We start from the raw sequence: 24209 nt of genomic DNA on the forward strand, positions 1-24209 counted from the left end.
ATTAATGGCATAATTTTGGTTTTTTCATATGTGTGTCTTTTGCAGCTTGCGCATTGAATAAAGGATTTTTAGTGCCGTCCTTATTAAATTCTTTAAGCGTACTTTCATGATGCCACTTACCATGTTTGTCTAAATATTCAGTACCAAATCCTTGTTTTGTACCAGGTTTGAAACCTGTCTGTCTTCTAGAAACTCTAAATATATCGCCCTCAGCATATTTTGGATTGGCAACATGTATTCTAACTTCATAAACTATTTTAGTACTTACATCCCCCCATGCTTGCTTCAAATTACTAGGAATGGTATCACCAGTCTCAAAATCTTGTTGAGTTAATGCTTCTTTTAAAAAGTCTAGAGGATTATTTCCCTGTAACCCAAAAATATCCACCCAACTATTGCTATCATGCACAAAAGCATAAAATGTAGAATTGCCACCCGCTAAACCTATTGGGTCTTGTGAAATGTAAAGCCCTGTTTGGCCGTCGTAGTACCGGAACCGATTATAGTACAAGCCAGTCTCCATATCCTGGTACTGTCCCTGGAATCGGAACGGGATAAAACCTACCTCACCATAACAGGAAGCTACCTCACCGTAAGCCTTGTGCTTACAGTCCCAGACCTTCTGCCCTTCCCGGTCAAAGGCCTGCTTGGGTGTACCAAGATAATCATTTATGATGGAAAATGCTTCGCCTCCCGCCAATTTTGCAGCAGGCTTAAAACTGCCCTCATCAAATACCCAGGTAATCAGGTTTTCAACCGGTTCTTCCCGGTCTTTGGTCAACAGGCCATCGGCATCCAGGACGGGTTTTGGCCGCTCCTTCAGCGAATACTGCCATTCATGCAGGGGTACGTTGCCATCCCAAATCCAGCGGATCAGCTTGCCCTGAAAGATTTTTGCTGTTCTTCTGCCAAGGGCATCGTATTCGAAGGCCACGGTTCTTCCATCCGGACGGAGGACTTCCCTAAGGGATCCGTTTCCGTTCCAATGGAAAGCCCAATCTCCCTCGGGGGTGGATTTTTTGATTAAATTTCCTTCTTCATCGTAACTGTACCGGGCAGCTCCCTTGGCAACCAACTTTCCACCCTTATCATATTTTCGGTCGCTTCTGTCCGCTTTTTGGAAGATATTGCCGATCCCATCCCGGAAATAATTGTCCTCTGTGCCAATACCTGTCAGGCTTTGGACAAGGTTGCCCAAGGCATCGTATTCAAAGTCCTGCCAGCTGTGGTCCATCAAATCATGGATGCGCTTAAGCTTATCGTTGATCCCCCAATGGTACCTTTTGTGAAGGTGGTTGCTGCCCCTGCGGGATGTTCTCTGTCCTGCCACCCTGCCGGCCTTGTCATAGCTAAATTCGTTCTCCAGCATCCCTATCTTCCGGATCCGCTCCTGACCCAGTTGGTTATGGGTCAGCAGGGCTTCCCAATCCTCCCTGCTTTCCGCATGACGGGCATTCATTTGCTTTACGCTACCTGCGGCATCCCATTCGATCCGGATATCGGCACCCAAACTGCTGCTAACCGTTGTTCTATACCCCTTTTCATTGTACCCGCTTTCCACAAGCTGTCCATCCTGCATCTCCTGAATCACACGCCCGGCCTTGTCCCGCACCAAGACTACCTGGCTGTTTTCGTTGACGGCTTCTATCAACAGGCCTTCCCGATCATAGCCATAGGCCTCCCAACTGCCATCCGAATACTCGCTGCGGATTACCTGACCATTCAGGTCGTATTCATAATCGGTCCAGCGGTCTCCGGGCCTTTTGATGCGGATCACCTTGCCAGCCCTGTCCCTGAGGTAGGATCTTTGGAGCCCGTCAAAGCCTATTTCCTCCACCACCCTTCCCATCGGATCCAGAACAAACCGGTACCACTCACTGTGCTCGTTCCTCAATCCGGTCAACCTATTCTGGCCATCATAATGAAAGGATATGGCTCTGCCGGCCTCGATCCTTCTGACCATGCTGCCCAGCGCATTGTAGACAAAATCTACCTTTCTTTGCTTGTCCCGTACCTGCACCACTTCATCATAGGCATCGTAAGACAGGGCTACCTTGTTGCCATCCGGTTCTTTGATCTGAATGACCCTGTCAAGGGGGTCAAATTCATAGGTTTTGCTTTGTCCCTCGGGATTGATTTCGGCAATACACCTTCCCCAGAGATCGTATTGCCATTGCTGTTCGCTACCACCCGGTAGCACCATTTTTATCAGGTTGTGGTCGGTATCGTAAAAAAACCGAAATGCTTCTCCATCACTGGTTTGCAAAAGGGACAGCTGCTTGTTTTCATTGTAGCTGAGTTCTGCCAACCTGCCGTCCGGATAGGACATGGTTTTGATCAACTGATCCTCCGTATAGGTATATAAGGTTTGTTTTCCGCTCTCGCTGATCACGGCCTGAGGCTTTTGCGCTTTATCGTAAAGATAGTGCTGAGTGGCCCCATCAGGTTTCCGGAGGGAAGTAAGGTTGCCCTGATCATCGTAGGTATATCCGGTAATCAGGCCTTCCTCATCCACCTCCCGGTACAATTTCATGTCTTCGGTATAGATAAACTCCTTGACATTGCCCAGGGGGTCGACAATTTTGGTACACAGGTTGTTTTCATCGAAATAATAAAGGCTGGTTTCACCTAAAGAATTCGTCACCTCGTTGCAGCCGTCTCCATAGTTGATCCACCCTTCCATAAGGCCCTTATCTCCCCAGGTATGCACGCACCTGGCTTCCCTGCCTTCTCCCTCGTATTCCCAGTAAAAAATATCCCCGTTGCGGTCTTTCTTTTCCACCATCAGGTGATTTTCGTACCGAATACCCATGGCCCTGCCCAGGGCATCCATCACCTGCACCATATCCCCTGCCTCATTATAGGCATAGCTGACCAAGTCCTTTCGCAACCCTTCATAGGTGGCATATATTTTGGAAATAAATCCCTGATCCGAAAGCTCAAAATGAATTTCCCTACCCACTGCATCGGTCAGGCCTGTCCATTTGCCTTGGTTATCGTAACGGTATTGAATGGAAAAGCCCTGCAGGTTAGTAATTCGGATAGGTCTGAAATTGGCTTTACCGGATTGCTCAAAAATAAAAGTAATGTTCTTGTCATGATCCTTCAGCTCGAATCCATTGATGGTTCGGGTCAGGGTCATCTTTTCCATGACATTATAAAAAGACTGCTTTTCCTCAGCCAGCCATTCAAAAATCGCCGGTCTTCCATCGGGTAAGGTCACCATCACGTAACCCTCATTCGGATGCGCTTCCAAGCCTATGTCATAGCTGGAATGCATCCCATGTCCGCAGGCACCCACCACAGTGGAATCAGAGTAATAGCTTCTCTCCCATTTCAGGGGAAAGGGCCCGGCAATTTCAAAATCCTCTGCCGTGTAAAATACGATTCCCGCGATAAGGTCTACCGGTTCAAATCCAAATTTGCACAACACATCGGCCTTTTTATTGGACCATTTGGTGTTTTTTGCCCTTAATTTTTTGTTCCATGCTATTCCTTTTTCTTTTATCCACTTTCCCATGGCCTTAGCCTTGTTCATAGCCCCTTTAAGCAGCTTTCCTCCACCCTTCATCAAAGAGCCCATACCAAAAGACATGACAATGGCCATCAGCAGGCCCTGTAGATCCGGAACATAGGGTCCCCCGACCATGACCGGCTTGCCGGTAGGTATGGGAACACAGGCGGATGTAGGTAAATAGGTGGTGGGTACGGGTTTAAAGTTTTTGCCGGGAGTAATACTCATCGGCATACCCACATCGCTGCATGACATGACCATAAAAGGAGATACGCCAAGAAGATTCCCTTCGGCCTTGACCCGCAGACTTCCAAAAAACTTATAGGCATCGTGGCCAATGGGTTTAGGGGTAAAGGCAGCGCCGGGCGGCATTGGAAAATGCTTCATCGTGCCCAACATGCCTGTAGTAAAGCTACAACCCCTGCATTTATAATTTACAGAAACCGTGGCACCCAACATGGGAATCAAGTCTGCCGGATCAAACACAAAACCGATAAAGGGGTGCGGCAAAGGGGTGGGTATGGGCCCTGCCGGGCTGGGAACCATGACAATATGTATGTCCAGCCCTATAATGATGTCCTGATGGGTGCTCGCTAGTAACATGGCCTAGGCATAATTGGGTTGGAATTCCTCAGGAACCGGTTCTTCTGCCATACTTCTCCAGGACGAACCAAAAAGTGAGGTCATTTTGTTGTCCGCTTCAACTGCTTTTTGCGGCTCTCCTTTGTATTTATGCCAATCACAATAGGTCTTGGCCAGCATCAAAAATCCACTCAGTTTGATTTCGTCTTCATTCAAGCGGTCCTTCAATGAAAAGGCTTTTTCCAATAATTCAGGAACAGCTTCGGTTTGGTATTTCTTCGCCAAATCTATGGCCAATCGAAAACTGTTCACTGCCTGCATATATTGCCCTGCCTCAATAGCGGCTTCAGCACCTTTTCGGTAACTATTGATGGCAGGAAGGTACTTTTTGGACAATTGCTGACTGGAACCAAGAAAATTATAGTACTGTAATACCAGGGCCTGACAGGTAACATCCCCCTCTCTTGCTCCGTTTTCGGTGATGCTCAGCCCCTGCCTTAACAGGTCCTGAATCTGCAGGTGGGCTTTGAAATGAAACAACATGCCCGCATAGGCGATATGGGCAGTGGCCAACAATACTTTTTCCCGGGACTTGCGCATTTCCTTCAGGCAGGATGTTCCCAACTGGTTTAATTTGTCCAGGTTTCGTGCGGCAGTGGCCTGTGACATTTGATAGATGTAACGCTGTAATTTGACCCCAGGCTGACTGGGATTACCAGACTGCATGACCTGTTGTACAGCACCCTGATAATCCAGGTCCGGGTCGAGCGTCTTGACATAGGTCGGATCCAACTGCTTCATCAACGGATCAAAAAACCGTTCCTCTTTTAAGTCAAAAATGCAGCATCTTAGATAAGTTGGAAACTCAGCTGAATACAGGGCTTCCAACCATTTACCATACGCCTGGATATCTGCAATCTGATAGGGCATCAAAACCACGTTCAGCAAAGTGTCTTCTATACCACTCGCCTTTCTAAAGGAGTCGATCAGTTCGAAAAATAGCGATTTAGCTTCCTCTTCCTTTACGGTTTTTTCTATATTGAATGGTGTCGTATCCCAATTAAACGGGTTTCCATACGCATTCAGGGCTTCTTTGGTTTTCTGGTCCTTTTCAGCCATTTCCACCCAGGTTTGGATCAAATCCCGGGTAAAGCTGCCCTTAGAAACAAAAGGACACATCAAAACAATAAACACTTCGGGAATTGCACCCTGGGGAGTGGACTCTAAATGAACAAATCCTTCGTAAAGCCTGGCCTCTTCTGGTAAAATCATCCATCTTACCAAGGCCAGTTCTTCGTTGGAGGAAACCTCCTTTATCCAGGTCTGTTGAAGTTTGGTAACTAAATGGGCTATGGGATTGTGTTCGTTCATGATCAACAGTTTAATTGAACCATACCACCTTTTATATCCGTCATCATCGCACCTTCGACAGTTACCATTTTACCGGATACTTTGAAAGCGACGTCCGCTGTTTGTTCTATTTCAGGGCTATTCATGGAGATTTTGGCTCCACCATTTACTTTTAGTTCCTGATCCGCTTTGGCCTCTACCGTCTTTGCCTCTGCCTTAATGAGGGAATCCGATTTGATCTCCACTGCCTTCTTGCCGGTGATGGATACCGTCCCATCCTTCTTCATTTCCAAAATGGCATCTCCACAGCTGAGTTTGATACTCTCTGAGGAAGAAATACTGATATTCCCCTTTCCATCAATCATCACCTTATTGCCCTCTGCATCTTCAATCATTACGCTTTTATCCTTATCATTCAGCACCAGCTTGTTTCCGCTTTTGCTCTGAAAGGCCTTGACATCGTTGCCGCCGTTACTGAAGGTACATTTGGCCTTGCCGTGATAGACGCTACCGATGACATAGGGCTTGGTGGGGTTGTCGCCCTCGAAGCCTACGATCACCTCTTCTCCCACTTCGGGCATCAGGAAGATGCCTTTGCCTTCCCCGGCATGGGGGCTGGTGACGCGGAGCCAGGGGCTCTTTTCATTGCCTTCCATCCAGTGGAACTTTACCCTTACCCTTCCCAAACCTTTCTCATCGTGGTTGTCGGTCACCAGGGCACTTTGTGTTTCGCAGTAAGGCTCAGTACAGTTTGTTTCCGGTGGCATTTTTACCGTAGCGGGGATGGCAGTAAAATCATTGGAATAATTTCCCTGCCCGTCACAGTGATGGTTTACAGAAATTACCGTGTATTCCCCAAAAGATTCATCGGTCAGGCTGAACACATTTTTGCCGCCCACCTTGATGGTGGCGCCCACCTGCACCCCCGGATGGTTGCTGTTGCCGTTGATGCGGACCATGTTGCTGCTTTGGGTGGCCGCACGGGTGGCAATCCGGTCGTCCAGTTGTTTTTTGCTGGTGAGAAATTGGTTGTGCCATTGCTTGGGCTGGTCGGTGTAGAATGCTTCACTTTTCTGCAAGGCATGTTTCCCAAGATCACTCAGGCCTGCCTTGTCGGCTGTACCATTGGGGGAACCGTTGTACACCTCATGGTTGATGTAATCATAGGCCATCATCTTAAAGCTGGCAGGTTTTACCTGCATGGCCATATTGAAGCGGTTCAGGCTGTTGCCATAGACCAGGTTGATGCTGTCTTTCTTTTCCAGGCCCAGCACGAGTTTGGCCCCCTCATAATACAGCCATTCCCCATGCTCGGCACAGAGGCGCAGTAAAAATTGCCAGGCCGTTTCCCTGTATTGCACTGTGTAAGACAGCTTATCCGAAAAGGCTGGGTCCAGCTGGGTTTTCAATAAATTTTTGGGAAAGGGTTGTAACACCTCTTCTGCAATATCTTTGATGCCTTTTTTCTCCCAGGTCTGGCAATGTGGCCCATTGTCCATCAAAATGGTGGGGCCAAAACCACTGAGGATAAGGTCTCCTGCATGGCCTGCAAACCGGGAAGCCTCCACCTGGGTCACCAGTCCGGCAAATTCCAGGCTGCCGGCAAGGCCAATTGCTTTCACCTGGATCAAAATTGAAGCCCCCACCCAATTCTTTGATTTTTCAAAGACGGCCCCTTTGGCCCCATCCACCGCTTCGGACGGACAGACCAGGGAAAAGGTATGGTGAGCGGAAATCTCCTGGCTTAGGCTCAGGGAAGAAAACTGCTTCAGTGGCTTTCCATCGATTTCGATACCGGTGATTACAAATTGTGCCATGATAAAATTTTTAAGTTCCGACCTTTGAGGTTTCCAAAAACCTTGGAGTCTTATTTAACTTGATGATTAAAACCTTCGGGGTCTCAAAGACCCCAAAGGTTTGAAGACCCTGACCTTTGAGGTTTCCAAATACCCCGAAGGTCTTTACCGTCCCAGGGCATCCTTTGATGTTTCAATAACTTGGAGCTCTTATTCAGCTCCTGGATAAAACCTTCGGGGTCCCAAAGACCCCAAAGGTTTGAAGACCCTGACCTTTGAGGTTTCGAAAAACCTCGAAGGTCTTTTTCATTTCGGGCATACAACCCTCGGGGTCTCAAAGACCCCAAAGGTTTGGAGCCGTTTATTCCGGCCAGTTATTTTTGAAAACCGAATCGTTGAGTTTTAGCTCCCTGGCACTGAGTTTCAGTTCGACCAACATGGGGTTTTCTCCTTCATGGTCGAAGGTTTCCCGGTAGCGGATACAATGGGCATCGATAAATTCCAATGTCTTGAGCTTGCTCATCTCATCCCTGCGATAAAAGGTGATGTCCCCACTTTTCACCTGGGTCGAACTGATCATCCAATCGTAAAAATTGGTTTTGCCATTGCTTTCAATTTTGATGGATACCATACCTCCCTGTGGAATGGAGGTAGGTTTTCCTGTGGCATCGGTGATTTTCCGGAAAGCGTAGGCACAGTGCAGCACCTTGGACTCTTCACCGTCTATTTTTAGTATGGCTCGGAATGACATGATTGGAGAGGTTGAATATAAGTTTACTTGGTGATAGGGTTGAATCAAATCTTTAAAAAAGGGGGAAGGAAGACGCCTTCCCCCTTACCTGCTGCTTACACCGGCCATTCGTTTTTGTGTTCGCCGTTCCCCAATTTGATGCTTTTGGCACTGATGGTGAACGTTTCCCTGACGGGCCTGGAACTCTCACTGTCAAAACTTTCCGAATAAGAAACCATATAGGCTTCAGAGAAGGTGAGTTCTTTCATGGTCGCATCCGTGTCCCGCTTGGTGAAAGTGATGGTTCCGTCCTTTCTCTCGAAGCTGTTACACATCCATTCGAAAAATGGGGTCTCTCCGGTGGATTCTACGGTAATGGTGATTTTTCCACCCCGTACATCTTCAGAAGGTCGACCTGTGGCATCGGTATTCCTTTTTAACTCATAGTGAGTGTCCAATACAGGCAGGTCCGCACCTGCCACTTTTAATCTGGCTTTAAATGACATGGTTTTTAATTTTAATGGATAAATGATTACATATAACCCGGGGCCTGGAGGAGATCTACCATTAAACCCCGTAACGGTTCTTTTTTAAAAGAATGAAATTCGGAAACTCCACTACTGCTGGGCATATTCTGAATCCCAATCTGTTCCATCGTCCCCTTTTTGTCCATCCAACTTGATCAAAAAGGACTTGGCAGGAAAATAGGGCTTCATATGGATGTCCAGGTAAATTCGGTCCTTTTGGACCGGGTCTTGTTCGAAGCGTTTGATGGAGAAGTTTTCTATCAGTTTGGTTGGACCCGTGATGCTGTCCAGAAACTTGACGATCTGTCCCATCAGCTCTTTTCTGGTGCTGGCAGAAAAATTTTCAAATGCCCGGCGGTTGAGGAAATCCATCATTACCTTGGACACATAATCGAAAACCCTGACCACAGAGTAAGTTTGTAGCCCCAGATTGTCTCCATTGAAAAGGGTTTTGGCAGAAAAGGCCATGACCTTGCCATATTCCTTCACCATGGGCACAAGGCCTAATTTTTCCAGGTTGGCGATCTCACTTTTTTTAAGGTCAAATTTTACCCCGTCCACCTCATTGATGCCGCCGAATTTTTTACCGGCAGTGACCTGAGACATCAGGGTATTGTATATTTTTCCGCCCAGGGCAGCCGCAGGTGGCACCAGAAGGTCCTCTTCTTCACCTACCTCGCTGAACCTCCCCCGGCCTACCAGCCAATTGCAGGTCATGATGGTATTGGAGCGGTAATTATCCCCTCCTGTGAGGTTGGCGATTTCAAAAAGCTCCATCACATCATCCGGCTGGTCCAGATTTTCAAAGTCTGTGACCAATAAGACCTTATTTTCATAGGCCAACCTGGCCCATTTTTCTACTACCATATTGGACCCCAGGTATCCCGGAAGGATCAATAAGCTGTAGTTGTTGCGAAGGTCCAGGCGATCGTAATTTTCCACCAGTTCGTTGTGGATGGCATCAATAAACCGGGTATTGTCCAGGTCCTTCAACTGATCCGGCTCGGCGTTGATGATCGATATATTCTTGACCTTCGTACTTTCGGTATTCTTATAAAACAATGCCACAGATCGGTAAGACCTTTCTAACTCTTTGGTCTGGTCGATGGCATTTTTCATGTTTTTCTTTAAAAGTGACTCGGATTTTTCAGCCGCTTCTTCACAGCCCCGGATCATTTCGGAGATCTCATCTGAACTCCCCAGAACCTGGATCCACCACTCTAACTTCTTCTTCAGTTCTATTCTTTCCGTCTTTTTGGAAGTTTCCTCCAAAAATATTTTTCTTCTGGCCCTTCGGTCGGGATTGACGTTCTGTACGCCATCTATCATTGTTTCCAGTAAATCGAATCCGCCAAACTTTTCCAGCTGTGAGGTGGCTGCCTGGAGGACTTGCTCTTGCTGTTTTAAGCCGTCCTGGGTAGCTGATGAGGATGAAGTTGAAGTATCCATGGTTTATTTTTTTTAGTGATGAAGGATTGGGTAAAGCATTTATTTAGCGGACTCCAGTTCATCCACCAAAGCATGTAAGGCAGCGATCAGGTTTTCTTTATGATCCTTATCAGCGAGTGCCTGTTTTAACAATTTATTCGTTTTGAGTTGTTTGACGATTTTCAGGTATTGTTCTCTTTTCAAAGTCAGGTCATTGAGCAGTTTACTTTGGGGCGTGATTCCCCTGATACCAAAATCTCCCAAATTCCTGAAATGCATGGTTTCCTTTTGTTGGGTACCTTCTTCCGTTTCCATTTCCAGTTCCACTTTAGGTTTGAAATGGTCGAATACCTGGCCGATATTGGTCAGTCCACTGACTATCTCCGGTTTGATCGGAGTATCTGCAGAAAGTTTTTCTGCCAGCAAAACCCTGTTCTGGGGGATATCCGCGAAAGCCTCAAAGGCCTCGTTTTCCAAAACTGTTCCGCCAATACTGTATTTTTCAACTGCCATGATTACTGTTGTTTTATGAAATTTTACTTTCTAATGCTATATCCGCTGATTATGAATTTGTTACCCTGGTATTCCGAAATTTTTTTATTTATTTTCAGGAGCTTTTAAAAGGCATTGTGGCTTCAGGATCCATTGAAGGTTTTGTTCATGGTCAAGGTCCAGTTGGATACTATCCCCAGCCTTCAGTTCCCCTCTGATGATCATTTGGGAAAGAGGTCTCCTCAGCGCTGTTCGGATCAATCCGGAAAGGGGCCTTGCTCCAAACCGGGGATGATACCCCCTATGAGCCAGCAGTTTTAGGGCAGCTGCAGAAATATCCAAATGAATAGATTGTTTCTCCAAAGCCCCATACAGGCTTTTCAACTGTATGTCAAGGATTTTGGCCGCCATTGTTGCATTGATGGGGGCAAAAGGTATGATCTCAGTAATCCTGCCTAAGAATTCCGGTCTGAAATGATCCCCCATTTTTTCCAAAAGCTCATGGGCAGAAGGCATTGTTCCTTCCTGAAATTTTTCCGAAATAAACTGACTTCCGATGTTGGAAGTAAATAAGATGAGTGCATTGGAAAAATCCCCTTCTTTTCCCAGCTTATCATGTAACTTACCTTCATCCAGTATCTGCAGGAAGACGTCGAATACAGAAGCATGGGCTTTCTCTATTTCGTCAAACAAGACCACAGCATAGGGTTTTTGTCTGATTTTATTGACCAAAAGCCCACCTTCTTCATAACCCACATAGCCGGGAGGAGCTCCATATAGTAAAGCGGCTGCATGCGCTTCCTTAAATTCTGACATGTCGAAACGGATCATGGCGTCTTCATCCTGAAACAGAAATTCCGCCAGGGATTTGGCCAGTTCAGTTTTCCCCGTTCCGGTAGGCCCAAGAAAAAAGAAGGATCCCACCGGCTGACCGGCTTTGCCCAGTCCTGCACGGGACTCCAAAACCGCATCTGAAATAGAACGGATGGCATGATCCTGACCCACCACTCTTTTGCGCAGAACGCTTTCCATCTGCAAAAGCCTCTCCCGCTCACCAGACTCTACCTTCCCCAAGGGAATTCCGGTTTTTTGTGAAACGATGGCTGCGATATCGCGTTTTTCTACAGAGGTATGTTTAATGGAAGCAGCCGTGAGCATCTTATCCAGGCAATTTTGAAAATGTTCCCGTATTTGTTCCACCCTTAGGAATGCGTCCTGGTTTTTATCAGTGGATATATTCTCCCAAAGTAATGGGCTGATATCTTGCCTTGCCTGCTGGAAAAACCATTTCCAATCTTCCAGACCGTGAGGGCTTTCACCCCTATCCTCTTCACACCAAATTTGAAATCGCCGCATTAAATCCTCTATAGACCTGGTGCCATTTTCATTGAACAGGCGTAATGCGGCCATGGTCCTGTCCAATAAGTCCAGACCGGCATCGGGGAGTTTCCGTTCTTTGATGTATCTTTTCGCCAGGTGGATGGCCTCATGGATGCTTGCATCCGGTACATCCAGCTCATGGTGTTGCTCATAGTAAGGGAGTACTGCCTTCAGCATGTGGAAGCAGTTTTGGGAAGAAGGTTCCTCCACTTTGAGCAGTTCAAACCTTCGGTTAAAGGCTTCGTCCGGTTCTATAAATTTCCTGTATTCGTCCAAGGTGGTCGCGCCAACCACGGTGATTTCCCCTCTGGCCAGCTCCGGTTTCAGTAAGTTCGCACTTCCGGCAGCGGCACTTTGCTTGTCCAAAAGGCCATGTATTTCATCTATAAAAAGAATGGCCCTGTCAAATTGCTTGATTTCTGAAATAATACTTTTCAGCCTTTCCTCTACCTCCCCTTTATAGGAGGCTCCCGCCACCAAGGACCCGGTATCCAATTCAAATACCGGAACACCCTGTAAGTGGGAAGGCACTTTCTTTTGGATAATAGCCAAAGCAAACCCATCTGCCAGGGCAGATTTACCCACTCCGGGATCGCCTACCAACAATACGTTTGGTTTAGATCTTCGACATAAAATTTCTGACATGATGCGGATTTCATTTTCCCTTCCCACGATGGCATCCAATTTCCCCTCCCTGGCCATCAAGGTCTTTTCCCGACAATACTTCAGCAATGCATGCTTGACCTTTTGTGATCTGGATGTCTGGGATTTTCCTGGTATGGTGCCGTTTTCACCTGCCAATGCCGATAAAAACTCTTCGTCCCGGGCTTTCCTGCTAATAAGGTCTTCTCTTTTTAGTGGAAAGGTTTTCAGTTGCTCGTAAGTATAGGCCACGCCAGGAGTACTGATCGCAGCCAAAACATGAACAGGATCTATACTATCTTTTGATAGGATCATACGAATGCTTTCTGCCTCGTTCATTACCTCCCTTATCTGTGGACCAGCAGCAATCCATTCCTGAAAATCCATGCTTTTGGACTGGTTTTCCATCCTCACTTCAGCCCATTCTTCCAGGTAATAGATGTCCTGATCCAAATCATTTAAGTTGGGCTGTAGTCCAATATCCGGGTGTAATAAAGCTTTCAATAAGTGGGACGGGACAAACTCAGCATGCCTGTTTTCCCTGGCAATGGCCTGGGCTATTTTTATGGCGTTTCTCAAGTCTTCCGACAAATGCAAATCCTCTATAGTGGCTTCCATGATGTATTATTTTTATTAAAAGAAGGGGAATCCTTTTTCCTCCAGGATTATGGTCATAGAAATAATGCAATTGTTATTTGGGTTCCTACTTACTTTTACGTCCAGGTTCTTGATTCTCCTTATTTTCTTCACATCCCTTAATTCGGCATTCAATTCTGAAAGACTCATCACCCTGCCGTTGTAATTGATATCCATGTGTTCTCCTGCACATAGGTAAGGGATAAATTCGGTCACTGAGCTGCTTCCTTCCACAATACCGTTCAAAATAGCTTTCATGCGCTGGGTGGATATTTCAGGAAATATTTTTTCAGCAGGAGATTCATCTTCTATTTGTGGCTGAATTGGTTCTAAGATAGTTCGCTCTGGGACCTGAATGCTTGATTTCCTTTTTGGGGCAGGAGCAGGTCGTGAAGGGGCTTTGGGTGCATAGACTTCAATCATTTTCTCACCAACCCTATTGCCGTTCACCAATAACCTGACTTTTTTCTTACCGGGAGTTTCAAATGTGTAGGTAGCTTTTCGGCTTGTAGCATCCACAAAATTATTCTCACCAAACCACCACTTCCACTCGCTGGCCCCTTCAGTGGTATCTTCAAATGAAACGGGTGCACCTACCTCAGCCATTTCCGGACCTGAAAACCAGGCTACCAGGTTTTCATCCACCACAGGTGGTGCTTCCTGAACATAAATGGTTTTATAGGTTTTGCAGTTATTGTTGGCTGTCAGAATTACCTCATACCTGCCTATTTGGTTGAAGGTATGATTTACGACAGTCCCTGTTTTAGAAAAATATTCATCAGTTCCAAAATTCCATTCCAGTTCTCCTCCAACAGAATGGCCAATGGCTTTAAATTGTATGATTTCTCCTACGTACAACAATCCTTGTTTGACAGAGATCTCTATTTCCCGACAAGGCTCAAAATGGTAAAACCTGTACCCCAAAGTAGCTAAGGAGATAGTAGCGGCGATGGCCAGTGAAATAAACACACTGGGATCAATTATACTGGAAATTGAGGCTGATGCTTTCATATTGGTCCTGCTTTTATCTGTATATTCAGATCAAGCATCCCAAAAAATGTTACCCTCTGTGGAAGAAATTTTACATAAAAGTGAAGCTAAATATAGGAAGCCGACTGTTTGAGAAATCCGAATGCCAGAAACCCTTCATCTCCTATTACAACCCTATCGTGATCAGATAATTTGCAGGTTAAGGAAAAACTCTTTTTAATTCCACTTGAAAGGGGAATTTACCTGATTTCTTTTTTTGTATCTATTTCAAAGATGGAAATATCCACATCCTACCGCAAGGCACATCAATTAACGTAATATTACAGGATGTTTTATTGGAAAAAATAATTATTCAAAACCCTCTAGCCACTCGGCTGCCAATCTACTTCCTTCAGATTGAGCAGCCACCACCTGCTCAAGTTTATCCTTAGCCATCTCCCTGTCCCCCTTTTCATTTCTGATCAACAAGGTAATTGCATGAAAAAAAAGTCCCGGATTGTTTAACAAATCATCTCTTTGGGACAAGCGCTCAAATTGTGCTATTGCATTATCATATTCACCATTAGCCAACTGTGCCAGGCCAAGATTTTTAAGCACTTCTGCGTTTTCTGGTTCTTTTTCTAATAATCCTTCAAAATAAGCCTGAGCAAGGTCATATTCCTTTTTATTATAGGCTGCTATTCCCAATTGCAAACTATCCTGACTTGAGCCCATGGTTTGTCCTAGTTGTAGCAGGTTGCTTGCAAAGTATTCTTCTGCAGTTTGATTCATGTTTGCAGGCCCCTTCCCCACAAAAACGACATAGGACACCACAATCAATACCAATGCGGCTGCTATTCCCATGAAAAAAAATTTTCGGTTTTTTTCATTTAAATGAACTGTCTTCCCCTGTAAGTCGCTTTGGGACCTTATGTATTTATCGTTCAAGCTGTCCAATGTCTCATTAAGTGCTGCAGTTTCCTCTCTAGAGGCAGACAGGTATCCCATATCTGTTTCTATGGCTTTGAAAACATTAAAAGCCTCACGCATTTCCATGTCAGAAGCCAATTTGTCTTCAAAATCCTGTTTATCCCCTGCGCTCATTCTATTCAGCAGGTAATCTTCAAATTTTTCTATCCAGATTTCATTCATTCCCTTACCATTTTAAAGTCTTGTATTTATCAGACTTCTTTACCAACTCGATCAGTTTTGCCATGCATTCTGATTTCTTTTTCCGGGCATATCCATAGGAAAAATCCAGTAAACCTGCTACTTCTTCCATAGATTTTCCTGACCAACTTAACTGTAGAATTTCTCTGCAAGATGCTCCGATTTCATTTATTTTTTCTTTCAACAAAACCATTCTTTCCTCTTGCAACCGGCTCTCTTCAGCCAACAAAAAGCTATCCTCTCCTGGGATAGATCGGTCTTCATCGGTAATTGTTACCTTGCCACTCACCTTTCTTTTGCTTAAAATATTAAGCCACTTTTTCTTGCATATAAGGTACAAAAAAGCGTCCAGCGGGCAGGTTAATTCAAAATTTTCTCTTCTTGCTTTGTGATAAATGGTGATCAAGGCCTCCTGAAAGATATCAGCAGCATCGTCTTCACTCCCGTTGTTTTTTAAAACCATCCATTTGATTTTACCGGAATACTTTTCATAAAGTTCATCCAACAACTTTTGATTGTTGTTTAGCAAGGCTTCAATATATTTTTGGTCAGGATGTGGCATCTGCTGAATATAATTTTTTTTTATGACGGAAAAAAATATATCTATAAAAATCAGTAAACTCCCTTTAAAGAATATATCCTTTCACTACATGCCAATTTACCTTACCTTTGCATCCTTAATCAGAATCTATGAAAATCAATGAAAATATGGTCGTGGGCCTTACCTACGAACTAAAAGTTACCAATGAAGAGCCGGAATCGGAACCTTTTAGTGTGGAGGTCAGAAATGAAGAAGATCCCTTTTTTTTCCTGTTTGGGAACAGCGGCTTGCCGGAGGCGTTTGAAACCAGATTGAAGGACAAAACCAAAGGAGATCCTTTTCAATTTGTGCTGCAGGTTGACGAGGCCTATGGAAAGCCGGATGATGAACTTATCGTCTCCGTACCCAAATCTCAATTCAACCAGGAGAGGGGATTTCAGGAAGACATGCTGCAGGAAGGTAATTTTCTCCCACTGGTGGATGAGGATGGTTATCCCATGCAGGCCAAAATAGTGAAGGACCTGGGAGAAGAATTGCTGCTGGACTTCAACCACCCCCTTACAGGTATGAACCTGCATTTTGAAGGAGAGGTTTTGGAAATCAGGGAAGCCACAGACAAAGAAAAAGAGGAAGGTTTCATGGCCTGAACTGCCTTGGTCCACTGACTATTCCTCCAGTCGCAAAATGTGGCTTTCTTCCCAATCCAGGTTTACGGAATCACCTTTACTTAAACCACGGAAGGGAGCTGCCACCTGCCAGTAATTGGACTGTCCCTCCAGGGCTATGGTAAGCAGGTCATGATCGGGAAAATACCGCTTCAGCAGGATTTTTCCAGCTGCCTTGCCCTTTTCTTTAGTCACCTGGATTTGCGATGGACGAAGGTATTGGTTTTCTGACAGGGCATTTAATGGTCCAAAAAATCCAGCTACATAAGCAGTCCCCGGATCCTGGTGGATGTCTTTTATTTTCCCCTTTCTTATCAGCCTGCCATGGGCCATGACACAAAGTTTATCGGTAATCAATAGTGCATCCTGAATATCATGGGTCACCAGGACCAAAGTAATGTCCAAATCCTGAAAGATCAGATTTAACTCGTCCAACAGGTTTCTTTTCTGATGGCTATCCAGGGAGCTGAACGGTTCATCCAGCAATAATATTTCCGGCTCCAGGCTCATGGCCCTGGCAATGGCCACTTTCTGTTGCTGCCCTCCCGAAAGCTGCCTGGGTAAGCTGTCCTTTTTCTCCTCCAAACCAAACAGGCGCAGCAATTCAGCTAGTCGTTCCCGGGCATAGGTTTTGTCATACTGCAACAATGGTCTACTGATATTTTCACCGACTGTGGAATGAGGGTAAAGTCCCTTGTCCTGTTTTACAAGCTGAATGGCATCATATCCGGGCACCAACTTTTCTCCTGAATGAAGGATTCTCTCGCCCTTCAAAAAAACAGCCCCCTCATCCTGCGCTTCCAGGCCCGCGATCAACCTGAGTAAAGTGCTTTTTCCACTTCCACTGGCCCCTACCACTGACCACCGGTCCCCTTGCCCGATTTCCATCGAAAAATCTGCTAAAGCTGTGGTAGGGCCTTCATAGGTTTTACTCAGCTTTTCTATAGATAAAAAACCCATTAATTGATTTGATCTTTTGTTTTTTTGGGAAGGCTGGAAAATACCAGTTCATAGGAATGGTCTACCAATTCCAGAATAAGGGGATCAGGTATCGAACCATCGAAAGATACGGTATTCCAGTGTTTCTTGTTCATGTGGTATCCCGGAGCTATGCCTTCATAATGTTCCCTGAGCTCAATGGCCCTTTCCGGGTCACATTTCAGATTGACACTTTCAAACAGGGTAATATCGATGATGGCAAATATTTTACCCCCTACCTTGAAACAAAGGGTATCTTCATCGAAAGGGGTGTCCTCAGTAACTCCCCGCTTTTTTAGGCAATAGGCCCTGAAAAAATCAATGGTCATCTATGACAGCCGCCTAAAAATCCAAAAAATAAGAGCTGCCAGAAATACCACTATGGATATCTTATTGATCCCATGCATCATTCTCAGATTGAAATTACTTTTTTTATCAGGATCGGGCTTTTTGAAAACCCGGATAAAGTAATTGCCTACTTCTCCAACCTGAAAAAACTCTTTGATTTTATTTGACATGATTCCAGAAATTGCTTGATTAAAACACTTGTTAATGGTGGTCACTTACTTCGGGTTCTATCCACTGACCATCCTGCTTGATGATGTCAATCAGTTCGTCCACAGCTCTTTCTGACGGAACGGATCGCTTGACTACTTCCTTGCCTTTGTACAAGGTGATTTTCCCTTTACCAGAGCCCACATAACCATAGTCGGCATCGGCCATTTCGCCTGGTCCATTTACGATACAGCCCATGATACCAATTTTAACTCCCTTCAGGTGGTCTGTCCGTTTCCTGATCATGGCTGTAGTCTCCTGAAGATCAAACAATGTCCGGCCGCAAGAGGGACAGGAGATGTATTCTGTTTTGGACATACGGGTTCGGGCGGCCTGAAGCACTCCAAAACTTACCGAATTATGTAATTTTATCTGAAGCAAGGCTTTTTCTCTGTTTGCCATAGCAAGCCGGTCCATTCCGATCATGATACCGTCTCCCAACCCGTCAATCAAAAGCCCGCCAACATCAGTGGCCGCAAAAAGCATCGTCTTCTCTGCATCAGCATCCGTATACTTCACCTTGGGCACCACAGGGAGGTTAATCTCTGCCTGCAACAAGGAAATAAAAGCTCTTCTCAACGCCTGCATCTGATGGGCTTTGTCGGTGCTCAGGAGAATAACTACAGGTAACGCATTGGAGAGTAAAGGGATCGCAGTTGAGATCTCTTCACAAGACAAATTCAGAAAATTCAATGAGGGATGAAGTTCCGGATTGGACTTCAATTGGTCCAGGCTTAATGCCGGAAATTTATTTTTCCTGTCCGAATGATCCTTCCAGGAATCATGGTCCAGTATTTCCTTGATGCCATTTGGGAGCATAAAAGGAATGGGTTCTTTACCCGAATATATATAATCACATCCCTGGTCATTCATTTTCCACTTGTCCAGCTCGGGCAGGTAAAAATGACCTGTATTTTTCAACTCTTTGGGTTGCATCCCATCAATGACAGATACATCGGTAATTACCCGGGGAACATTAGCTCCCCCAAAGTTCACTACTTCCTCAGATTTTCTCTTGTTGTAACTGAAAGGATCAATTGGGCAGTCCTCCACGGGTGGAATGCCAGAAAGCTCAGGACGATGGTTATACCTTTCGATCAGGGTCTTGACTACCGGAGATTCAAATTCGGGATCTTCTGTCAGGGACACCCTTACGGTGTCTCCCAGCCCATCTTCCAGCAATGCCCCTATACCCACAGCAGACTTTACTCTACCGTCTTCACCATCACCTGCTTCTGTCACCCCCAAATGAAGGGGATAAGGCTTGAATCCACCTTCATCCAGCTTCTGGACCAGCAAACGATAAGCCTGAACCATCACCTGGGTATTGGAGGATTTCATAGAGATGACGATATCATGGTAATTTTCATCCTCACAAATCCGTAAAAATTCGAGTGCAGACTCCACCATACCCAGGGGGGTGTCTCCATAGCGGCTCATGATCCTGTCGGAAAGTGAGCCATGATTGGTTCCTATCCGCATGGCTGTACCATGTTCCTTGCAAATTTTCACCAAAGGCAAAAACCGCTCCCTTATGCGCTCCAATTCAGCCTGGTAAGATGCATCGGTGTAGGCGAGGACCTCAAACTTCTTCTTATCTGCATAATTCCCGGGATTGACCCGAACTTTTTCAACTATCTTTGCCGCAACTTCTGCCGCATTGGGGGTGAAATGAATATCTGCCACCAAAGGTGTCTGGTAGCCTCTTTGCCTGAGGCCTTCCTTGATTTTTCTGAGATTTTCTGCTTCTTTGATACTCGGTGCCGTGATCCTCACCAGCTGACAACCACTCTCGATCATTCGGATAGACTGCTCTATGGAGCCTTTTGTGTCCATGGTGTCCACGGTGGTCATGGATTGAACCACTATGGGATTGTCCCCACCAATGAACAGGTCACCTACCCTTACAGGTATGGTTTTCCTTCTGGAATAATTGGTCAGGCTATTGCAATACTTGTAATTATCTGTGACGGTTTTTAGTTCCATAATTATATATCGCCAAGTTGTGGACGGATCACTATTTCTTCAACAACAGAACGGGGAGAAAGGTTATATGCAGACCAGACGGCTTCGGCTACATCGGTAGCCTTCATGAATCTTTCTTCGGGCAAATCTACTCCTTCCCAACTCGCTGTATACGTGGCTCCAGGCATGACTGAGGTGACTTTTATACCATGTGGCATCATTTCCTGCCTCAGGCATTTGGTAAAACCCAACATGGCCCATTTGGAAACTGCGTAACTTCCTCCGTTGGCATAAGCGGTGAGTCCCGCAATACTGCCAATGGAAAAGATATGTCCGCTTTTTCGGGACATGAATTCAGCGGTAAAAGCCCTGCTCAGGTAATACGCACTGAATAAATTGGTATGCATGGTCAACTCAAAGTTTTCTTCTGGCTCCAAATGCAAACTACCCGGAATAAAAATACCAGTATTATTTACCAAAACATCAGGAATGGCCATTTTTTTTACAAAAGCTGCAAACGCCTTGGTCTCCTTTTTTTTGGACAAATCTGCGGCCATTACCTGCACCCTGATATCCGGATTGAGGGTTTCAATTTCCTTTTTCAAGGCACTTAAATCGGCCTCATTCCTGCTACAGGTAAATATGTCAAATCCCGCAGCAGCAAATTTTTGGATGATGGCTTTGCCTATTCCTTTGGTGCCACCTGTTACCAGAATACTCTTTGACATTAGTTTGTGTTTTAATTATTAGTATGACAACCAAATAGTCGGTACAAAGTTACATTTTTTACCCGGTTATGCCTAATCAGAACAAGGCAGACACCTGCATGCGACCGGTATGCACCAATTGATCCAGTCCCTGCGAATTCCTACCCTCATAAACCATGTTCAGCTGAAGCCCTTCTCCTATTTTTTGAAGCCAATTCAGGCTCCAGATGGTATTGCTGCCGGGAGTAAGTGCCTGAAGCATCTCATATCCTGTGGGACTGTTTACCTGCCCGTTATAATCGATGTAGGTATACTTTATCTGGGCGTTGAGGGTGGTCTGTATGGCTTTGGAAATCCGAAGGCTCAACACCGCTTCATGAAGCCGGGCTTTTTCATCAAACTCCGGATTGGCCAGATTTTCCTTTTGGGTGATCCGGTACTGAAAAGTACCACGCAGGGATGGGGAGGGCTGCAGGTTAAACTCCGGCCCGAGGGTATTTTGCTGAATGGTATAGTTGCGGTTTTCCAGAAAATCAGAGGCGGAAAACCTTGAACCATCACTCCAAAAAAGCAGCATATTCCACCTGGAATCAATGGAATACCGGGCATTCAGCCGCCAGTCGTCCTGGGAGACTTCCTCAAATCCCCCCGTCAGCAACTGTTTTTGGTGGCTATTGAAAAAGGATACATCCATTCCGTATTTGGAAGCAGCGCGGTTAAAATAAAAGGAAGAACGAAAAGTCTGGCGCAGGGAGAGCAAGGCTTCATCTCCCGTCCCTGCCAGTAGGGGACTGATCCGCTGGAAAAAATCCCTGGAAGTGATTTTTTTCTCCACATTCCAGTTGGTGTTATTTGAAAACTTTGACAGCCAGCTTTTCAATCCGCCTTCCTCCTTCCAGGATACCGGAAACTTCCCACTCAAGCGGTAATTGAAAAGAGTGGTATATGCTTGTATATAGGTATCTGTGGGTACGAAAACCTTGATATAGGATTTTTCTTCCGGATTGATGGCCAGGTAGAATTCATTCAGTTGTTGTGCTCCATCTTCATTGTCATCTCTCCAGGTATGGGTGCCTTCCCCGGTTGGAACAGGAAGAAAAACAAATTCACGTCTAAGCTCTCTTCCATTTCCCAAGGCATAGGTAAATTCATTGTTTAGGTTATTGTCAAAAAGTGAACTCCGGTAATCCAGCTTTCCCATGACGGTGGTTTCCTCCTGCAGGTCCCTGTTCAAAAAGGAAAGTTCCCTATAGGTAAAGGAGCCATTGACAACATGAGGCCCAAAATTACCTTTCAGGCTGTAATTGGCAACAAATGCTTTGGTATCCGGCACCAACTGCCCGTTGTTTACCGCCTGATCCTCCCTGATACTTGCTGAAGCAAAGAATTGAAATTTTAAGCTGTCACTGCTCTGTAGGGAAAACAGGTGTTCCTCAAAATTCATGGCAGTACTGACTACATTTTCAGTATTTGGGTTGGAAACCACATTTCTGTCCAGGTTATACCTGTATCCGGGAACCAAAACCCTATTCAGGTAATTGACCTCAGCCTGATACCGAAGCCACTCCGAATGCAAAGGAAACACATCGCTTTTCAGGTGAAAAAAATCATTTCTAACAAGCAGGTGTTTTCCAAATTTTTGATTGACTTTGGCCCTTTGTTGCATCCCGGAAAGTACTCCCGACCTGTTTCTGAGATCAAGTTCATAAGAAAATATGTTGTCCTGGTCCTTTACCAACTCCGCTTTGGCATGAAACAGCTTCTCAACAGCATTTTCTGTGGCATCAACATTATTTAGCCCCCAGTCGCGGTCAAATTCTATGAACCTCAGGCGGTCAATAAATGAAAAATCCGCCGCATTGTACTCCACCGTAGACAGCCCATTAAATTGATATCCTTTCATCGTTTTGAACAACCTGCCTTCTGAACGAACCCCGGCTTTCAGGGCCTGGCCCACATTGTCTTCATTGTCTATTGTAGAAAACAAGTTTTCATCGGTGTTTGAAACGGCCCATTCTGTAAAAACCCTTTCGTGGGCGCCAAGTTTTATTTCAGCACCTGCGGTAATCATCTGCTTTTTATTGGGAGCAGGCAACGGGGACCTTATGGAGAAATTTCCCTGAGAAACGCCATTTACAGGGGGGACATATTCATATACAGCACCATTGGCCAATTGTCGTTGACGCCGGTAATTTCCATTACCGGGGCCTACCTCGGTGAACCCAATGACAAAAAAGGCCTGTTCAGGGTTCGTGCTATGGGCATAGTAGGTAATTGTTTCCCCTGCTTCATTTGTTTCCGCCACCTTGCGGTACATGATCCTGTTTGGATCGAAAGGAATACTGTCGATTCTGGGTACAGCCGCCTCATTAATATTGTCTCCCACTGCTGCCAATAATCTTTTATCGGCGTCTGTAAGCCCGGTAAAAAGAGGTCTGTTCCTGTCATCCTTTTCCCGGTAATAGTTAAAATATACCTTCACTTTTCCATTATCCTGAATATGGTTTGCGGTAAGTATAGACCTGGAAAAATTTCTCTCCGCATATTCAAAATCAATTCTGACCCTGGAGTACTGGGTTATCAAGACTGTAGGCGTGAATGTAATCTCACCCTGATTGTAATCTATGATATAGTCATGGTTAAAACCTCTTTTCAACTGCTTGCCATCCAAAAATACCTTTTCTGAATTTGCCATGATAATAACAAACCTTTCATTTCCAGGACCCCTTACCCGGTAAGGTCCGGAAACACCTTCCAAAACATCCAGCATCATTGATGCAAATTTACCTTTGGCGATGGCGGCACCAACCTGGGAAGAAGCTTCCCAGCCCTTATTCATATCATAAGCTGAAGTAAATTGTAATCCCTGCACATTCTTGTAATAGCGCAGAAATTCTGATTGTCGTTGCTGGAGTACCACATCCCCTCCGGCCAGATTTATCTTGTCATTGTAAAGTTCAATCAGCACATTATCAAAATCCTGTATTTGCTGCGTATTGCCTTCAGGTTGAAAAGGCACATGCTGATCTGTTATACTGGCCCGGATATTCAGGTTATCAGCCAACTCCCCATCCATCTGAAGGTTTAGTGCAGAATTGACAAAGACATTCTGGGCATTCCCGAATGAAATGCCCCTGGTCAGGTTTCCGGATTGATTGAGTTTGTCCGAGGTAAAAACCTCCTCCCTGAAATCCAGGGCAGGAATTTTTTCCCGCGGACTATCCTTAAAATACGCCAGGGAATCATAATCGGCTGAAAGAGACCGCTTGCGGTAAACCTGATGAAGGGAGAAGGACAAAGCCTGATAACAAAACAACAGTGAATCGGGCAGAGAACTGTCTCCGGCAACGGAAATCCTACCGCTATTGATGTCATAATTGTGGTCAAGTTGATTTCCGCTCGGGTCAATAACCCTGATAGTGGATTCCAAAACGGTCATGGAGTCCAAAAGAAAGGTATGGGTATCCTGGCCTACCTGTCTCCAGCTGCATACCTCTTCCTGGGATTGGGCGATAAAAACTGCCCCCTGAAATACCAATAGAAAAGTAAAAAAATACTTCGCCAGCCACATAACACATACAA

The 24209-nt window shown here is 45.4% G+C and carries 18 protein-coding genes; 1 reads left to right on the forward strand and 17 read right to left on the reverse strand.

Features of this window, described 5'->3' with window-relative positions:
* Position 1: 1 nt before the first annotated feature.
* From G9Q97_RS16900 to G9Q97_RS16950, 11 genes are all read right to left on the reverse strand, one after another.
* Positions 2 to 4117 carry a DUF6531 domain-containing protein gene (locus G9Q97_RS16900; protein ID WP_166148939.1) on the reverse strand — a complete coding sequence of 1372 codons (4116 nt, stop codon included), beginning with the start codon at positions 4115 to 4117 and terminating at the stop codon, positions 2 to 4.
* Positions 4118 to 4120: 3 nt separating this feature from the next.
* Positions 4121 to 5467 carry a hypothetical protein gene (locus G9Q97_RS16905; RefSeq protein WP_166148941.1) on the reverse strand — a complete coding sequence of 449 codons (1347 nt, stop codon included), beginning with the start codon at positions 5465 to 5467 and terminating at the stop codon, positions 4121 to 4123.
* Positions 5468 to 5469: 2 nt separating this feature from the next.
* Positions 5470 to 7263: a type VI secretion system Vgr family protein gene (locus G9Q97_RS16910; protein ID WP_166148943.1), complete on the reverse strand. Its 1794-nt coding sequence runs from the start codon at positions 7261 to 7263 to the stop codon at positions 5470 to 5472.
* A gap of 340 nt (positions 7264 to 7603) precedes the next feature.
* A complete protein-coding gene (gene tssD, locus G9Q97_RS16915) occupies positions 7604 to 7993 on the reverse strand; it encodes a type VI secretion system tube protein TssD (protein WP_166148945.1) in 390 nt (129 codons plus the stop codon).
* Positions 7994 to 8088: 95 nt separating this feature from the next.
* A complete protein-coding gene (gene tssD / locus G9Q97_RS16920; protein ID WP_162418440.1) occupies positions 8089 to 8478 on the reverse strand; it encodes a type VI secretion system tube protein TssD in 390 nt (129 codons plus the stop codon).
* Positions 8479 to 8589: 111 nt separating this feature from the next.
* Positions 8590 to 9948: a DUF5458 family protein gene (locus tag G9Q97_RS16925; RefSeq protein WP_166148947.1), complete on the reverse strand. Its 1359-nt coding sequence runs from the start codon at positions 9946 to 9948 to the stop codon at positions 8590 to 8592.
* Positions 9949 to 9987: 39 nt separating this feature from the next.
* Positions 9988 to 10440 carry a hypothetical protein gene (locus tag G9Q97_RS16930; RefSeq protein ID WP_166148949.1) on the reverse strand — a complete coding sequence of 151 codons (453 nt, stop codon included), beginning with the start codon at positions 10438 to 10440 and terminating at the stop codon, positions 9988 to 9990.
* An 84-nt stretch (positions 10441 to 10524) separates the two neighbouring features.
* Positions 10525 to 13059: an ATP-dependent Clp protease ATP-binding subunit gene (locus G9Q97_RS16935; RefSeq protein WP_246255763.1), complete on the reverse strand. Its 2535-nt coding sequence runs from the start codon at positions 13057 to 13059 to the stop codon at positions 10525 to 10527.
* A gap of 15 nt (positions 13060 to 13074) precedes the next feature.
* Positions 13075 to 14088, reverse strand: coding sequence for a PKD domain-containing protein (locus tag G9Q97_RS16940; protein ID WP_166148951.1), 1014 nt, complete (start codon positions 14086 to 14088; stop codon positions 13075 to 13077).
* 327 nt (positions 14089 to 14415) lie between these two features.
* Positions 14416 to 15198: a tetratricopeptide repeat protein gene (locus G9Q97_RS16945; protein WP_166148953.1), complete on the reverse strand. Its 783-nt coding sequence runs from the start codon at positions 15196 to 15198 to the stop codon at positions 14416 to 14418.
* Between the two features lie 4 nt (positions 15199 to 15202).
* The gene (locus tag G9Q97_RS16950) at positions 15203 to 15778 is read right to left on the reverse strand and encodes an RNA polymerase sigma factor (protein ID WP_166148955.1); all 576 of its coding nucleotides are present in this window, start codon (positions 15776 to 15778) and stop codon (positions 15203 to 15205) included.
* 128 nt (positions 15779 to 15906) lie between these two features.
* Here G9Q97_RS16950 and G9Q97_RS16955 point away from each other — a divergent pair, with 128 nt between their 5' ends.
* The gene (locus G9Q97_RS16955; RefSeq protein ID WP_166148957.1) at positions 15907 to 16404 is read left to right on the forward strand and encodes an FKBP-type peptidyl-prolyl cis-trans isomerase; all 498 of its coding nucleotides are present in this window, start codon (positions 15907 to 15909) and stop codon (positions 16402 to 16404) included.
* An 18-nt stretch (positions 16405 to 16422) separates the two neighbouring features.
* On the opposite strand, the gene G9Q97_RS16960 is transcribed toward G9Q97_RS16955, so the two are convergent.
* From G9Q97_RS16960 to G9Q97_RS16985, 6 genes are all read right to left on the reverse strand, one after another.
* Complete coding sequence (locus tag G9Q97_RS16960; protein WP_166148959.1) at positions 16423 to 17382, reverse strand: ABC transporter ATP-binding protein; 960 nt, start codon at positions 17380 to 17382, stop codon at positions 16423 to 16425.
* Positions 17382 to 17729, reverse strand: a complete 348-nt coding sequence (locus G9Q97_RS16965; protein ID WP_166148961.1) for an MmcQ/YjbR family DNA-binding protein — start codon at positions 17727 to 17729, stop codon at positions 17382 to 17384. The genes G9Q97_RS16960 and G9Q97_RS16965 overlap by 1 nt, the downstream gene beginning before the upstream one ends.
* Positions 17730 to 17918, reverse strand: coding sequence for a DUF6728 family protein (locus G9Q97_RS16970; RefSeq protein ID WP_222852015.1), 189 nt, complete (start codon positions 17916 to 17918; stop codon positions 17730 to 17732). It abuts the gene before it with no gap.
* A 31-nt stretch (positions 17919 to 17949) separates the two neighbouring features.
* Positions 17950 to 19941, reverse strand: coding sequence for a (E)-4-hydroxy-3-methylbut-2-enyl-diphosphate synthase (gene ispG / locus G9Q97_RS16975; RefSeq protein WP_166148963.1), 1992 nt, complete (start codon positions 19939 to 19941; stop codon positions 17950 to 17952).
* 2 nt (positions 19942 to 19943) lie between these two features.
* Positions 19944 to 20648 carry an SDR family oxidoreductase gene (locus G9Q97_RS16980; protein ID WP_166148965.1) on the reverse strand — a complete coding sequence of 235 codons (705 nt, stop codon included), beginning with the start codon at positions 20646 to 20648 and terminating at the stop codon, positions 19944 to 19946.
* 76 nt (positions 20649 to 20724) lie between these two features.
* Positions 20725 to 24198, reverse strand: a complete 3474-nt coding sequence (locus tag G9Q97_RS16985; RefSeq protein WP_166148967.1) for a hypothetical protein — start codon at positions 24196 to 24198, stop codon at positions 20725 to 20727.
* Positions 24199 to 24209: the final 11 nt, after the last annotated feature.

Source organism: Cyclobacterium plantarum (assembly GCF_011290685.1).
Taxonomy (GTDB): Bacteria; Bacteroidota; Bacteroidia; order Cytophagales; family Cyclobacteriaceae; genus Cyclobacterium; species Cyclobacterium plantarum.